Origin of the sequence: Streptomyces roseoviridis (assembly GCF_039535235.1) — a bacterium.
Lineage (GTDB): Bacteria > Actinomycetota > Actinomycetes > Streptomycetales > Streptomycetaceae > Streptomyces > Streptomyces roseoviridis.
Map to the genome: position 1 here is coordinate 4,176,957 of NZ_BAAAWU010000001.1, position 14,384 is coordinate 4,191,340.

At 73.1% G+C, this 14,384-nt stretch carries 11 protein-coding genes and 1 pseudogene; 4 read left to right on the forward strand and 8 right to left on the reverse strand.

Going from position 1 to position 14,384, the window contains the following annotated elements; all coding sequences use genetic code 11:
• Positions 1–22: 22 nt before the first annotated feature.
• A complete protein-coding gene (locus ABD954_RS18970) occupies positions 23–3,067 on the reverse strand; it encodes an NACHT domain-containing protein (RefSeq protein WP_345487230.1) in 3,045 nt (1,014 codons plus the stop codon).
• 485 nt (positions 3,068–3,552) lie between these two features.
• Between ABD954_RS18970 and ABD954_RS18975 the strand changes: the two genes are divergently transcribed.
• On the forward strand, positions 3,553–4,275 hold the full coding sequence (locus tag ABD954_RS18975; protein ID WP_345487232.1) for a M23 family metallopeptidase: 723 nt from the start codon (positions 3,553–3,555) through the stop codon (positions 4,273–4,275).
• Positions 4,276–4,290: 15 nt separating this feature from the next.
• Here ABD954_RS18975 and ABD954_RS18980 read toward each other — a convergent pair whose 3' ends face one another.
• Positions 4,291–4,845 carry a TetR/AcrR family transcriptional regulator gene (locus ABD954_RS18980; protein ID WP_345487234.1) on the reverse strand — a complete coding sequence of 185 codons (555 nt, stop codon included), beginning with the start codon at positions 4,843–4,845 and terminating at the stop codon, positions 4,291–4,293.
• Between the two features lie 163 nt (positions 4,846–5,008).
• Here ABD954_RS18980 and ABD954_RS18985 point away from each other — a divergent pair.
• Positions 5,009–6,493: pseudogene (locus ABD954_RS18985) on the forward strand (MDR family MFS transporter); the annotation flags it as partial.
• A 188-nt stretch (positions 6,494–6,681) separates the two neighbouring features.
• Here the strand turns inward: ABD954_RS18985 and cseC are convergent.
• The 6 genes from cseC to ABD954_RS19015 form a co-directional block, all read right to left on the reverse strand.
• Positions 6,682–8,004: a two-component system sensor histidine kinase CseC gene (gene cseC / locus ABD954_RS18990; protein WP_345487236.1), complete on the reverse strand. Its 1,323-nt coding sequence runs from the start codon at positions 8,002–8,004 to the stop codon at positions 6,682–6,684.
• A gap of 85 nt (positions 8,005–8,089) precedes the next feature.
• Complete coding sequence (cseB, locus tag ABD954_RS18995) at positions 8,090–8,794, reverse strand: two-component system response regulator CseB (RefSeq protein WP_345487237.1); 705 nt, start codon at positions 8,792–8,794, stop codon at positions 8,090–8,092.
• Positions 8,795–8,833: 39 nt separating this feature from the next.
• Complete coding sequence (locus tag ABD954_RS19000) at positions 8,834–9,466, reverse strand: hypothetical protein (protein ID WP_345487238.1); 633 nt, start codon at positions 9,464–9,466, stop codon at positions 8,834–8,836.
• Positions 9,467–9,510: 44 nt separating this feature from the next.
• Complete coding sequence (locus tag ABD954_RS19005) at positions 9,511–10,134, reverse strand: SigE family RNA polymerase sigma factor (protein WP_345487239.1); 624 nt, start codon at positions 10,132–10,134, stop codon at positions 9,511–9,513.
• Positions 10,135–10,332: 198 nt separating this feature from the next.
• Positions 10,333–11,328 carry an HhH-GPD family protein gene (locus ABD954_RS19010; protein WP_345487240.1) on the reverse strand — a complete coding sequence of 332 codons (996 nt, stop codon included), beginning with the start codon at positions 11,326–11,328 and terminating at the stop codon, positions 10,333–10,335.
• Positions 11,329–11,385: 57 nt separating this feature from the next.
• On the reverse strand, positions 11,386–12,024 hold the full coding sequence (locus ABD954_RS19015) for a phosphatase PAP2 family protein (protein WP_345487241.1): 639 nt from the start codon (positions 12,022–12,024) through the stop codon (positions 11,386–11,388).
• Positions 12,025–12,233: 209 nt separating this feature from the next.
• Between ABD954_RS19015 and ABD954_RS19020 the strand changes: the two genes are divergently transcribed.
• Together ABD954_RS19020 and ABD954_RS19025 are read left to right on the forward strand one after the other, a co-directional pair.
• Entirely contained in the window at positions 12,234–13,055 is an 822-nt protein-coding gene (locus ABD954_RS19020) for a hypothetical protein (RefSeq protein ID WP_345487242.1), read from the forward strand.
• Positions 13,056–13,163: 108 nt separating this feature from the next.
• Positions 13,164–14,375: an NAD(P)/FAD-dependent oxidoreductase gene (locus ABD954_RS19025; protein WP_345487243.1), complete on the forward strand. Its 1,212-nt coding sequence runs from the start codon at positions 13,164–13,166 to the stop codon at positions 14,373–14,375.
• Positions 14,376–14,384 lie beyond the last annotated feature (9 nt).

Genomic DNA, 14,384 nt, shown 5'->3' on the forward strand with positions numbered 1-14,384 from the left:
CCGCCCCTTCGTGTGCGTGCGGTCAGGCGTGGATCTGTACGGCCGGGGAGAGGTGCTCGGTGCCGGTCAGCGGGGCGTCGCGGACCCGGAGCACCGACAGGTCCGGCAGGGCCGCGAGGGGAGTGACGTCGAGCACCTCCCCCTCGACGGCGATGAGCGAGAGGGTGAGCCGCTGCACGGCGGGGAACACCTCGGCCACGCGCGCGAGGGAGCGCGACCGCTGCCGGTTCAGGACGAGATTGAGAACGGTGACCCCGGGCAGGCCGACGTCGCCAGGACACGTCCTCAGGCTGTCGATTCCGGCGACCAGCGAGACGAGGTGCGGGAGAGCGGCAAGCGCCCGCCAGTCGTCGGCCGTGAGCTCGGCGTTGCCCACCGAGAGGTGGACCAGTTCTTCGTAGCGGCCGAGCCCTGCCACCCCCTCCGTCGGCGGGTGGGCGAAGAACAGCCGGGTGAGCGGGGCCGCCGCCGGGAGCTCGCCGAGGCTCCACGGGGTGTCGCGGTGCAGCATGACGGAGAGGGTGTCGAGCTCGCCCAGAGCCGCGAGTTCCGCCGGCAGCCGACTGCCGGCACCCCGGGACAGCACCAGGCCGCGCAGGCCGCCCCGGGCGAGGAGGGCGGCCGCTCCGGAGTCCGACACGTCTTCGTCGATCTCCAGCCGCTCCGGGACGACATCGAGGCCCAGGAGCTCGATGGCCTGCTCGTCGTCGAGTACGAGCAGGCGGAGTTCGGTGAGGTCGAGACGGGCGATGACGGCCTCGGCGTACGGACCGGCCGGGAAACGCTGCCAGGCCCACACGAGCTGGGCCCGGACGTCCAGAGCCGGGTGGCGGGCGAAGCGGGCCAGGTAGGGAACGGCCGCGTCGACGGTGACATGGCTCGCCGCCACCACCACCATCTCCGCCTCCTCGTCGGTGAGCCCCTCGGGGGCGGGCAGGAGGTCCAGCAGGAGGCGGCCGACCCCGGCCAGCTCGCGCGCCTCGTCCGGTGTGCGGGGCGGGATCAGTTCTCCGGTCCGGGCGAGCACGTCCTCACGGGTCCGTGGATCGACCTCCGTGGCGTGTTCCAGGGCACTCGCCGCGAGCAGCACCAGGCGCAGGCGGGTACGCCGGTTCTCGGCCCGGTCCGCGGCGGCCAGCAGCTCGCGCAGGATCTCGGCGCACTCGCGCGGGCGGGCGTGGCCGACCGCCATGCGGATGACGTCCTCCCACTGGTCGTCGGCGGCGTGGGAGACCAGGACGCCGATGTCCCAGTGGTCCACGAGGGCCTTGGCGGCGAGGTAGTCCTGGAAGGTGCGGTGGACGAAGTGGACCGTGTCGGCGGTGGGCTCGCGCAGCAGACCGCTGCGGTGCAGCAGGTGGGTGAAGACCTTGCCGGGCGCGTACGCCGAGGCGTCCATGACGGCAGGCACGGCCTCGGTGACGATCGTCTCGGCGTGCGCACGGTCCATCTGGAGCCGGCCGTTGAGCGTGAGCCAGTACGCGAGGCGCTGGACGAGCTGGATCTGCGGGGCCTCGTCGAGGGCGATGCCGTACGGGGTGCCCATGTCGCGCTCCCGGTCGCGACGCGTGAGCAGCATGGACAGGGCGGCCTCGTAGAGCGCCTTGCGGCCGCGCGGCAGATAGCCGCGGCGGTCGCGGTGGAGGGCGCAGATCAGGCCGCACATCAGGGGGTTGGTGGCGAGCTGGGCGACGTGTTCGGTGGTGCGCAGGGCGTCGAGGAGCGGCTGCTCGTACGGGGCGGCGTCCGGCCCGGCGGCCTGGTGCCAGCGGCGTACGAAGGTGGCCACCTCGGCGCGGGTCATGGGGGAGAGGGTCAGCTCGGTGAAGCCGTCCCGGGCCAGCCAGTCGTCGCCGACGGCGCTGGGGCGCGAGGTCACCAGCCAGCGGTTGCCCTCTCCGTAGGCGGCGAGGAGGTCGCGGAGCCAGGTGCGGGCCCGGCCGCGTTCGGCCTCGGGGATCTCGTCGATGCCGTCGACCAGGACCAGGCCCCGTCCGGCCGTGAGGACCCGGTCGACCCAGCCCTCGGGGGCGGTGAGGGGGCAGCCGGCGGCGGAGAGGAAGTGTCCGGCCGCGGGCAGCCGCTCGCCGTGCCGGGTGACGGTGCGCAGGGGCAGGACGAAGGGGATGCGGCCGTGGAGGTAGGCCATGCCGTCGGCCTGTTGGCCGGTCGAGGCCGCCACGGTCAGCCACTGGACGAGCGTGGTCTTGCCGGAGCCGGCGAGGCCGCGCAGCAGGATGCGGGAGTGTTCCGCCAGGGCCCGGTCGGCGGGGAGGGCGGCGGGGCCGGGGTGCCGGAGCGGAAAGGGCTGCTCCGTGGTGCTCAGCTCGTCCCAGGTCTCGCCGGTTTCCGCCGGCCCGGTCGCCTCCAGCGACAGGTACGCCATGTCCAGCGGCCACTCGTCCGGCGAGTGGTGCAGGTCGATGCCGTAGATGGTGAGCCGGCCGTGCTTCTTCGCCAGGTGGGCCAGGTAGCGCCGCTCGAAGTCGGCGTCCCGTACGTCCGGGTGCGCGATCCGGTCGGTCAGGCGGTCCAGCTTCGTCCCCAGGTCGGCCTGTTCGCGGCTCTGTTCCACGAGGGTCCGGGCCACGAAGGTGGAGCGCTGGGTGAAGAACTCCAGGATGTGGCGGCAGGCGGCTTCGGTGACGGCGTCCAGGAAGAGGGCGGAGGCGGTGGCCAGGCCGTCCGGGGGCGGGGCGGCGGCGCGCAGGTGCCGGGCCAGGGCCAGGTGGCCGAGGCGGACGGCCTGGACATCGTCCATGTCGAGGTCGCCGAGGGCGAGGAGGCGGGAGGCCAGGGCGTCGGCGACCGCCTCGGTCTCGTCGGCGGGGAAGGGGCGCTCGCCGGGGCCGGCGGCGGCCCGCTCCACGAGGGTGGCGGCGAGCCCGCGGACGTCCTTCTCGGTCAGGGTGCGCTTCTCGCCGCGGAAGGAGAGCAGGCCGGAGAGCCTCACCTTGCGTGCGCCGCCCGGCAGACCGGCTCCGGGACCGTCGCCGGCCAGCAGTTTCCTCAGCAGCGGGCCGATCGCCGCCGAGGCGAGCCGGGTGCCGATGAGTGCCGGATCCATGTGCGTCCCCCGCGTCGTCCACGTACGTCCCCGAAAACGGTCAGCGTAGTGCGGGACGGCTTCTGGAAAGCCCTGGTTGCGTGACCCAGGTCGCATTCGGGGGCGGGCCGTGGTGACAAGGCGCACAGGGGTTTCGAAGGGTACTACGCGGAATAGTGGCGACTTTTGGTCTGGATTCGGGACGTTCAGGGCTGAACCGCCGGGACTTTGGTCCCGGCCGGTCCCGAGGCGGGCGGGCGGCGGCCTTTTGGGCCGTCCGGGCATCGGCGACGTGCGGTTAAACGGGTCTACGCGGGTCGCTTTGTCCGATTTCGTACGGGCCGCGCGGGGCCGTCAAGAGCTGAACTTCCCCGGAGATCGCTACGACGTGATGTCGTAGATGGGGTGTTTTGGCCGGGATGGGGGTCCGGGTTACCAAGGATGAGCAAGCCCGGCGCTCACCGCTCTCGCGCCGGGTCCCCGTCTGTCCGGAGGATCTCCCCCGTATGTCGAACCGCGTCATGAAGCCCAGCATCCGCACCACCGCCGTCGCCCTCGCCGCCGCTGGTCTGGGAGCGTCGCTGGTGGCCGGAGCCGGCTCCGCGTTCGCCGCCGAGGGCAAGGCCGCCGTCGCCAACACGCAGACCGCCGTGGCCGCGTCCGCCGCCGTCGCCAAGCAGGCCGACGTCCAGGCCAAGGCCGCCGCCCAGCTGGCCGCCCAGGTCAAGGCCGCCGCGGCCAAGGCCACCGCCCAGAAGCAGGCCGTCGCCAAGAAGGCCGTCGTCAAGAAGGCCGCCGCGAAGAAGGCCGCCTCCTGGGTCAAGCCGGTCGCCGGCTACACCCTGACCGCCAGCTTCAACCAGGGCGGCGCCATGTGGTCCCACAAGCACTCCGGCCAGGACTTCGCCGTTCCGGTCGGCACCCCGGTCAAGGCGGCCGGTGCCGGCACCGTCGTGAAGGCCGGCCCGTACGGCGGCGGCGACGGCCCCGCGTACGGCAACGCGATCGTCGTGAAGCACGCCAACGGCACGTACTCGCAGTACGCCCACCTGTCGAAGATCAAGGTCCACATCGGCCAGAAGGTCTCCGCCGGTCAGCGGATCGCCCTCTCGGGCAACACCGGGAACTCCTCCGGCCCGCACCTGCACTTCGAGATCCGCACCACCCCGAACTACGGTTCCGCCGTGAACCCGGCCGCCTTCCTGCGGTCCCACGGCGTCACCATCTGACGGTGACGTGACGGGTCAGGCCCGATGGGCCTGCTCGATCAGATCGAGGGCGACCTCGAGGACGGCTTCGCGCTTCTCCTCGGGGTCGCCCTCGACGTTCTGCATGAAGAACGTCCCCGCGTGCAGCGTGAAGATCGCGCTGATGGAGCGGACCCTGTCCGTCATCGTGAAGTCCGGCTCCTGGACCAGGCCGGTCAGCGCGATCATGCGCTCCTTGAAGGTCAGGCCGACGCTCAGCTTGCTGACCGCCGCCTGGTTGTCCTGCATGAAGCGGAAGAGCGGGGCGGCGGCGAGCAGCGCCCGCTGGTAGCGGCGGAGGATCTCCTGCTTCGTCTCCAGGGTGCGCGGCCGGCTGCCCGCCCACTCGATCAGCTGGTCCATGGGCCGGGTGAGGTCCTGGAAGATGCTGATCAGGATGTCTTCCTTGGTCTTGAAGTGGTAGTAGAGCGCGGCCTTGGTGACGTCGAGGCGTTCGGCGATCTCCCGCAGCGAGGTCTTCTCGTATCCCTGCTCGGCGAAGAGTTCGAGGGCCACGTCCTGGATGCGCTGACGGGTGTTGCCTCGGGCCATGGTCTGCTCGCTCTCACGGAAACTTACTTGACGCCCGGCTAGTGACGGGTCTACCGTCCCCCAGTCTAGTAACTAGCCGGGCGGCAAGTAAGGATCGAGATGGCGACCACCGACCAGAGGACACCCGCGACCACGGGGGAGGGACCGGAGCGCACCGCGGACGCCGCGCAGCGTCCGGGTCGTCCTCCTCGCCCTGATGATCGCGATGCTGCTCGCGATGCTGGACAACATGATCATCGGCACCGCCATGCCGACGATCGTCGGTGAGCTCGGCGGCCTGGAACACCTCTCCTGGGTCGTCACCGCCTACACCCTGGCCACCGCCGCCTCGACGCCCCTGTGGGGCAAGCTCGGCGACATGTACGGCCGCAAGGGCGTCTTCCTCGGCTCGATCGTGCTCTTCCTCATCGGCTCGGCGCTCAGCGGCATGGCCCAGGACATGGGGCAGCTCATCGGCTTCCGCGCGGTCCAGGGCCTGGGCGCCGGCGGCCTCATGGTGGGCGTGATGGCGATCATCGGCGACCTGATACCGCCCCGGGACCGCGGCAGGTACCAGGGCATGATGGCCGGTGTCATGGCGCTCGCCATGATCGGCGGACCGCTGGTCGGCGGCACCATCACCGACCACTGGGGCTGGCGCTGGTCCTTCTACATCAACCTGCCGCTCGGCGCCGTCGCCCTCGCGATGGTCACGACCGTCCTCCACCTGCCGAAGAAGCGGCGCACCGCCGGCACCCGGATCGACTTCCTCGGCGCGGCCCTGCTGACCGCCGGCATCACCGCGATCGTCCTCGTCACCACCTGGGGCGGCACCGAGTACGCCTGGGGTTCGGCCACCATCGTCGGCCTCGCGGCCGGTGGCGTCCTCGCCCTCGTGGCCTTCCTCTTCGTCGAGAACCGCGCGAGCGACCCGATCGTGCCGCTGCACATCTTCCGCAGCCGCAACTTCACCCTGATGTCCGTGATCGGCTTCCTCACCGGCTTCGTCATGTTCGGCGCGGTGCTCTTCCTGCCGCTGTTCCAGCAGTCCGTCCAGGGCGCCTCCGCGACCAACTCGGGGCTGCTGCTCCTGCCGATGCTGCTGTCGATGATGGTCGTCTCGATGATCTCCGGCCGCATCACCACCACCAGCGGGACGTACAAGATCTTCCCGATCGTCGGCTCGGCGCTCATGGTCGTCGGCCTGTTCCTGCTCGCGCAGATGGACACCGGCACCTCGCGGCTCACCGCCGGCCTGTTCATGGCGGTCCTCGGCGCCGGCATGGGCTTCCTGATGCAGATCACGATGCTCGTCGCGCAGAACAGCGTCGAGATGCGGGACATGGGCGTCGCCTCCTCGACGACCACCCTCTTCCGCACCCTCGGCTCCTCCTTCGGCGTCGCGATCATGGGCGCCCTGTTCAACCACCGGGTGCAGGACGAGATGGCGGCCCGCGGCGGCGGCGCCGCGACCGCCCGGTCGGCCCAGCTCGACGCGGCGAGCCTGGCCAGGCTGCCGGAGGCGCTCCGCGAGGCGTACCAGCACGCCGTCGCCGCCGGCACCCACTCGGCCTTCCTGGTCGGCTCGGCCGTCGCCGTCCTCGGCTTCGTCCTCGCCTTCCTCGTCAAGGAGGAGCCGCTGCGCGGGACCGGCCTCCCCGCGAAGTAGCGCGAGCCGCCCCGGCCCCCGTAGGCCGCCCCGGCCCCCGGCCCCCGGTAGCCCGCCGCCGGGCGCCCCGGCCCCCGTAGGCCGCCCCGGCCCCCGGTAGCCCGCCGCCGGGCGCCCCGGCCCCGGCCCCCGGCCGCCCCGCCCGCTCGCGGCCGACCGGCCCCGAGCGGGCGCCGGCCCGGAAGCCGTCAGTCCGCCAGCCGCAGCACCGGGAAGCTGCCCGTGGTCGTCGGCGCGTGCTCCGGGAGCCACAGCACCGCGACCGCGCCGCCCGCCCCGCCCGGGGTGCCCTCCGGGGCGGCGTTGCGGAAGGTCAGCCGGGCGCCGAGGACCCGGGCCTGGCCGGACGCGATGGTCAGGCCCAGGCCGTGGCCCTGGCCCGCGCGGTCGCTGCTGCCCGTACGGAAGCGGCTCGGGCCCTCCCGCAGCAGCGCCTCGGGGAAGCCGGGGCCGTGGTCCCTGACCCGGACCACCCGGCCCTCGACGGTGACCTCCACCGGGCCGGGGCCCTTGCCGTGCTTGGCGGCGTTCGCGAGCAGGTTGCCCAGGATGCGCTCCAGGCGGCGCGGGTCGGTGTTCACCCAGGACTCGTGGACGACCCGGACCACCGCGTCCGGGTCGAGGGCCCGCACCCGGCGTTCGACGAACTCGCCGAGCGCGATCTCCTGGAGCTCGGCCCGCTCCGACGCGCTGTCGAGCCGGGCCACCTCCAGGACGTCCTCGACCAGGGTCCGCATGGCCTGCGCCCGGTCCCGTACGAGCTCGGTCGGGCGCCCCGGCGGCAGCAGTTCCGCGGCCGTGAGCAGCCCGGTGACCGGGGTGCGCAGCTCGTGCGCGATGTCCGCGGTCACCCGCCGCTCGGCCTCGATGCGTTCGTTCAGGGCGTCGGTGAGGGCGTCGATGGCCCGGGCGAGCTCGTCGGTCTCGTCGCGCACGACCCCGCCGACCGCGTCCCTGACCCGGACCCCGGTGTTGCCCTGGGCGACCCGGCCGGCCGCCGCGGCGGCCTTGCGCAGCCGGCGCGAGAGCTGACCGCCGATGAGCACGCCGAGCGCGCAGCCGCCGAAGACCACCGACACCGAGCCTATGATCAGGGCCCGGTCGAGGTCCTTCATGATCGTGGCGCTGCGGTCGGCGAAGGGGACGTGCAGCGACAGCACGTCGCCGTTGGCGAGCGGCACGGCGGCCCACACGTCCGGCGGGCCGCCGTCGTCGTGTTCCTGGATGTAGGTGCCGCGCCGGCCGTCGCGCATCAGCTGGTCGAGCTGCGGCGGCAGCGCCGGGTCGTTGATCTTGGTGCCGAAGCGCGGCTCCTTGGGCTTGGAGGTCTCGTACACGCGCTGGGCGGAGATCAGCCGCCACATCTGCACCTCACGCGCGTTGTCGAGCATGGAGACGCGGGCCGCGTTGTGGACGACCAGGCTGAGCGTGACCGCGATGAGGGCGCCGACCGCCGCGATGGCGACGGCGATCTTCCAGCGGACGCCCGTACGGAGGGCGAGTCCGTTCATCACCTGCTGACCTGCTTCGTCCTCGGCACCACGGCGTCCGCGGCCCGTCCCGTCGGCGCGCTCACCCCTTGAGCTTGTAGCGCGCTCATCCCTTGAGCTTGTAGCCGAAGCCCCGGACCGTCTCGATCCGGTCCTGGCCGATCTTGGTGCGCAGCCGCTGCACATGGACGTCGACCACCCGGGTGTCGCCGCCCCAGCCGTAGTCCCAGACCCGCTCCAGGAGCTTGTCGCGGGACAGCACGGTGCCGGGCGCCGAGGAGAACTCCAGGAGCAGCCGCATCTCCGTGGGGGTGAGCGCGACCGGCGTGCCGGCCCTGCGCACCTCCATGCCGTCGGTGTCGACCTCCAGGTCGCCGAAGGCCAGCACCCCGCCCGAGGCGGTCTCCTCCCGGCCGCCGTCGCCCGCGCCCGCTCCGCCCGCGTGGCCGAAGCGGCGCAGCACGGCGCGGATCCGGGCCATGAGGACGGAGCCGTCGAAGGGCTTGGTCACGTAGTCGTCCGCCCCGGCCTCCAGGCCGAGGACGACGTCGATGGAGTCGGCACGCGCCGAGAGCATGATCACCGGCACGGTCGACTCGTCGCGGATCCGCCGGCACAGGCTGACGCCGTCCATCCCGGGCAGCATGACGTCCAGGAGCGCGATGTCGGGCCGGTGCGCGCGGAAGGCATCCAGGCCGGAGAGCCCGTCGGGCATGGCCGTCACCGTGAAGCCGTCCCGCTCCAGCGCGAGCTGGGTGGCCTCACGGATGACGTCGTCGTCCTCGACGAAGAGGACATGGGTCTCGGCCATGGTGCGCCGTCCGCCCTTCCTTCGTTTCCTCGCGGTCCGTCAGTCCGAACCGGGTTCGCTCGGCGCGGGGGCGGCACCGTCGATGCCGCCGTCGCCGACGGCCTTGCTGTAGTCGTTGTGCACCCAGTCGTGCTGGCTGAACCGGTTGCCCATCCAGCGGTAGGTGATCACGTCCTCGCCCGAGGGGTACGCGACGGGGTCGCCCTTCGCGTACACCTGCTTGGTGACGACCAGGTCGCCCCGGTCGATCGTGCCGTACACCGCCGCGTCCTCGGCCATGAAGACGTTCGTGTACCTGTCGTTCTCCTCGCGGTACACGTACGTGCCGATGCCCACGGCGTCCCCGCAGGTCATCACGTTGACGACGACGTCGGGCGAGGTGGCGCCGGTGAGGTTGCCGTAGGAGGTGTCCACCGGATAGGCGTCCGCCGCGCAGGGCTTCAGGTCGGCCTTCAGCCGCTCGCCGATCTTCGGGTCGTTCTTCAGCAGGGCGATCGGGTCCACCCGCTTGGTGGTGGGCCCGCCGACCTGGCCGGGGGAGCCGGACGGCCTCGGCGTGGTCGGGGCGGTCGAGGCGACCTCGTCCGGCCGCGCCGCCCCCTCGTCACGGGAGCCGGTCCCTCCGGTCGAGCAGCCGGCCACGAGCACGCCGACGGCGGCGAGCCCGGCCATCGCCGTGACGCTCGCCGCCCGCTCCCTGGCAGTCAGAGCCTGTCCTAGGCCGCGCACCGCTCCTGCTTCCGCTCGTCGCCTCGTACCGCCGCCGCCGTGCGTACGGTCCTCACCGCTCGTACGGCCTGCGCCTTGCGCTCCAGGACGCCCGCGTCCAGAGCCCGGGCGTCGCCGTCGGCGGCCCGGCTCTCCAGTTCCTGGCGCAGTCGGGCCAGGGCGCGGTGGAGCGTGCTCTTCACCGTACCGGTCGACATGCCGAGCGCGGCGGCGGTCTCCTCGGTGCTCATCTGCTCCCAGTGGCGCAGCACGACCACGCTGCGCTGCTTGGGCGCGAGCACCTTGAGGATGTCCATCAGCAGGGCCCGGTCGGCGTGCTGCTCGGTGGCGTCCTCGACGCTGGCGTCGGGCAGCTGCTCGGTGGGCACCTCGTCCAGCTTGCGGGCCCGCCACCACTCGGTCCGGGTGTTGATCATGACCCGGCGGAGGTACGCGTCGGCCAGCGACTTGTCGGCGATGCCGTCCCAGCGGCCGTACGTACGGGCCAGGGCGGTCTGGAGCAGGTCCTGGGCGTCCACCGGGTCGGGCACCAGACGGCGGGCGCTGCGCAGCAGCGCGTCCTGCCGAGTGCGTACGTACTCCTCGAAGTCGAGCACCTCGCCGTGCGCCATCCCGAAACCGCCTCCGCTATCCCCGTGACCAGCCCTGATCACCTCTGGTCTGTACGTCGACGACGCTACGGAGCGGTTGTCACGAGGCTGTGCGGGGCAGCCGTCGGCGGGCGCACGGCTACCCATCGGTTGTGTAACAGCGGATTCATAGGTTCCGGATCCTTCGGATCGAAGGCGGTCCGGGCCGCCCGCCTCCGCTCAGGTCAGCGGGAGGCGGTAGCGACCGCCCTCCAGCGGCTCCACCAGGCCGTCGGCGACCAGGCCGTCGAGCGCCCGGGCCCGCTGAACCGGCTCGTCCCAGACCGCGTCCAGGGCCGCCTGCTCCACCGGGTCCACGGCTTCCCGAAGGACGGCGAGCAGCTTGCCCCGCACCTGCCGGTCCGTGCCCGCGTACGTCTGGCCGCGCCGCGGCGGGCCGTCGTGGGCCGGCTTCCCGGCGAGGCGCCAGGCACACCGGTCGGACAGCGGACAGCGCCCGCAGTCCTCGTTCTTCGCGGTGCACACCAGCGCGCCGAGCTCCATGGAGGCCGCCGCCCAGCGGGCCGCCGTCGCCTCGTCGTCCGGCAGCAGGGCCCGGGCCAGCCGGCGCTCGGCGGCGGTGGTGGCGTTCGGCGGGTACTGCACGCCGGTCGCCGCCCGCGCGAACACCCGGCGCACATTGGTGTCGAGGACCGGGTGACGCTGCCCGTACGCGAAGGAGGCCACCGCGGCGGCCGTGTACTCCCCGATCCCCGGCAGCGCGAGCAGCTGACCGTGATCGCTCGGCACGTCACCGCCGTGCCGCTCCGTTATGGCCACGGCCGCCGCGTGCAGCCGCAGCGCCCGGCGCGGATAGCCGAGCCGGCCCCAGGCGCGGACGGCCTCGCCCGGCGCCTCGGCGGCCAGGTCGGCCGGGCGCGGCCAGCGCGCCAGCCACTGCTCGTACACCGGCAGCACCCGCACGACCGGGGTCTGCTGGAGCATGAACTCGCTGACCATCACGCCCCACGCCCCGGCCTCCGGGCGGCGCCACGGCAGATCACGGGCGTGCCGGTCGAACCAGGCGAGGACGGGCCCGTGCAGCTCGTCGGGAGCGGAGGGCAGGGCGGGATCGGCGGGAGCGGCGGGGACCTTAGGCGCCTCGGGCGCCGTGCGGACGGCGGCGGAAGGGGTCTCGGAGGAAGCGGCGGCGGAAGTGGCGGGAGTGGAAGTCATGGCACCCCCGATCCTGGCACGTTCCCCGGGCGATCAGTGCGCGCCGTGGCGTACGCCCTAAGGGCGCGCGGAGGCACGCACGCGCGGGCCGCGCCCCACGCACCACACCACCGCGCCGCTGCGGCTCGACCTCGCCGTCTCGACCAGGGAGCGGACCGGCCGCCCGGCCGCCTTCACGGCCACGAACGCGACCACGGCGCCGAGCAGCAGGCCGGCCGTGACGTCATGCGGGTAGTGGACGCCGACGAACACCCGGGAGAAGGCCATCAGCAGGGCCATCGGAGCGGCCAGCCAGATCATCCCGCGCCACGACAGGGCGAGCGCGACGGCGGCCGCACCGGCGATGGCCGAGTGGTTGCTGGGGAAGGACCAGTCGCCGTACGGCGGGCAGGTGACCAGCGAGGCGGGCGCCCCCGCCACCGCCCGGCACGGGCGCTCCTCGTCGACCAGTGTCTTCAGCCCCTCGCTCACCACGTAACCGAAGGCGGTCGCGAGCGGGGCGAGCAGCGCGAGCGTCATCGCGTCCGCCGTCCCCCGCCGCTTCCGCCACCAGCCGGCCACGAACAGCACCCCGAAGAGCAGCAGTCCGAGTTCGGTCCAGACCTCGGCCAGTCTCTGGAACCAGTACGGGGTGGAATGCGCGAAGCGCGTGATGTCGAGATACAGGCCGTCGGAGAGGTCAGGGAGGTTTTCCATGGTCAGGACGGTATCGGGCCCGCACGCCCGGCTGCCCGGGCCCATCGGAGACCCTCGTCCCCGACGAAAGTAGGGGGTGGTGCCCCGACGGCCCGTCAGGGCGCCGTGGGAGTTCCCGAACCGGCCCGGATGTGATCATCGGCAAAACTTGGTGTCTGGAGCGGCATGGGGGGCGGGAGTTGGCCCTGATCTCTCGTAAGGTTCGTGGCGTGGGATCTCTGCGCAATCCGGTCGGGCCGCTTCCCTCCTCCATCTACTGGCGTCGGAGGGCCGTCGCGCTGTGCCTGATCGCACTCCTCGCGATGCTCGCCGTCTGGGCCCTCACCTCCGGTGGCGGTGAGGGCGGCAAGACCGGCGACGACTCCAACGGCGCCTCTCCCGCACCCTCGATCACCCCCGGGCCCTCCGGCTCCGGCCCGGCGATCAGCCAACAGCCCGGCGGACGCGACGAGTCGGGCGGCGGCGACACCGCCGGCGGCGACGGCACGGGCGAGGGCGACGGCGGTACGGACGCCGGCTCCGGCACGGACGCCGGTACCGCAGGCGTCGGGAAGAACGGCGACCCGGACGGCGCGGGAGGCGACGGGAGCACCGGCACCGGCGCGGGACAGCAGGTTCCGGCCGATTCTCCGCTGCCCAACTGTCCGCCCGGAGCCCTCCAGTTGGCCCTGCGCAGCGTCAAGGTGGCCTACGAGCCGGGCGAGAAGCCCCGCTTCCACCTGGTCGTGAAGAACACCTCCGCCACCGACTGCAAGGCCGATCTCGGCCCGAAGGCGGCGGTGTTGACGATCCGTGACACCAAGGGCGAGCTCTGGTCCTCCGAGCACTGCCCGCGCGTCGCGGCCCCGCTACTCCTGAAGGTCCCGGCACGTACGGAGATCACCCACACCGTGGAGTGGGACCGCCGCCGCAGCGCCCCCCGGTGCGCGACCGCCCCGGCGGGCGAGGTCGGCCCGGCCACCTACCTGGTGGAGGCGACGGTCTCCGGCGTGAAGGTCCCGCCGGTGTCGTTCCGCCTCGAGAAGGACTGACCCAGCCGCCCTGCCGTACTGTGACGCAGGTCACACGCCTTTCCTGTCAGCAATCGTGGCGCCGCCCCGCTCATTCACCGGGAGCAAGCCAACCGACAGGAGAAGCTCATGAAGCACCGCATCGTCGTCCTCGGCGCCGGCTATGCCGGGGCCTACGTGGCCGGGACCCTGGCCCGCCGCCTGTCCCCGGCGGACGCCGAGATCACCGTCGTCAACGCGGAGCCGGACTTCGTCCAGCGGATGCGCCTGCACCAGCTCGCGACCGGCCAGAAGGTCCAGGCGCCGCCGCTCGCCGACGTCTTCGCGGGCACGGGGATACGGCTCCGCCAGGCGCGGGTCACCGCCGTCGACCCCGAGCGCCGTGCCGTCGCCGTGGCGGACGCCGACGGCGGCGGCGAACTCGGCTACGACACCCTGGTGTACGCGCTCGGCAGCCACGGCGCCCGCCACGGCGTCCCGGGAGCGGCCGAGCACGCCTTCGACATCGCCGCCCGGCCCTCCGCCCTGCGCCTGCGCGACCGCCTGGACGACCTCAGCGGCCGGGAGGAAGGCGGCCGGGTGCTGGTCGTCGGCGACGGGCTGACCGGCATCGAGACCGCCACCGAGATCGCCGAGTCCCGGCCCGCCCTCGCCGTGACGCTGGTCGCCCGCGGCGAGCTGGGCTCCGCGCTCTCCACCGGAGCCCGCGCCCACCTGCGCCGCGCCTGCGACCGGCTGGGCGTCACCGTCCTGGAACACACCGAGGTCACGGCCGTCGAGGCCACCCGCGTGCGGTGCGCCGACGGCACGCTCCTGACCTCCGACGCGACCGTGTGGACGGCCGGGTTCGCCGTCAGCCCCCTCGCCGCCGCCGGCGGCCTCGAGGTCACCGAGGACGGCCGGATCGTCGTCGACCGCGCCATGCGCTCGGTCTCGCACCCCGACGTCTACGCCGCCGGCGACAGCGCCCACGCCGTCGGTGACAACGGCCGCCCGCTGCCGATGTCCTGCGCCTCGGCCGGCTTCACCGGCATGCAGGCCACGGCCGCGATCGTGGCACGCCTGACCGGCCGCGAGGTCCCGCACACCAGGCTGGAGTACGTGGGCAACCACATCAGCCTCGGGCGCCGGGACGCGATCCTGCAGATGGTCGACGAGGAGTGGCGGGCGAAGCCGAAGCACGTCGCCGGCCGGAAGGCCGCCCGGTTCAAGGCGACCATCCTCGCGATGTCGCTGTGGACCACCTCGCACCCCACCTTCGGACTGCCCCGGCGCAGGCACCGCCTGGCCGCCGCACCGCAGACGCCGGCCGCCGCATCCCCGGCCCGCGCGGGCGCCTAGGACCGGGAC

Excerpts from the sequence above, each read along its gene's own strand:
- ABD954_RS18975 (WP_345487232.1), top strand. The coding sequence starts at position 3,553 with ATGTCGAACCGCGTCATGAAGCCCAGCATCCGCACCACCGCCGTCGCC.
- cseB (WP_345487237.1), bottom strand. The coding sequence starts at position 8,794 with ATGGCCGAGACCCATGTCCTCTTCGTCGAGGACGACGACGTCATCCGT.
- ABD954_RS19015 (WP_345487241.1), bottom strand. The coding sequence starts at position 12,024 with ATGGAAAACCTCCCTGACCTCTCCGACGGCCTGTATCTCGACATCACG.
- cseC (WP_345487236.1), bottom strand. The coding sequence starts at position 8,004 with ATGAACGGACTCGCCCTCCGTACGGGCGTCCGCTGGAAGATCGCCGTC.
- ABD954_RS18980 (WP_345487234.1), bottom strand. The coding sequence starts at position 4,845 with ATGGCCCGAGGCAACACCCGTCAGCGCATCCAGGACGTGGCCCTCGAA.
- ABD954_RS19025 (WP_345487243.1), top strand. The coding sequence starts at position 13,164 with ATGAAGCACCGCATCGTCGTCCTCGGCGCCGGCTATGCCGGGGCCTAC.
- ABD954_RS19005 (WP_345487239.1), bottom strand. The coding sequence starts at position 10,134 with ATGGCGCACGGCGAGGTGCTCGACTTCGAGGAGTACGTACGCACTCGG.
- ABD954_RS18970 (WP_345487230.1), bottom strand. The coding sequence starts at position 3,067 with ATGGATCCGGCACTCATCGGCACCCGGCTCGCCTCGGCGGCGATCGGC.
- ABD954_RS19010 (WP_345487240.1), bottom strand. The coding sequence starts at position 11,328 with ATGACTTCCACTCCCGCCACTTCCGCCGCCGCTTCCTCCGAGACCCCT.
- ABD954_RS19000 (WP_345487238.1), bottom strand. The coding sequence starts at position 9,466 with ATGGCCGGGCTCGCCGCCGTCGGCGTGCTCGTGGCCGGCTGCTCGACC.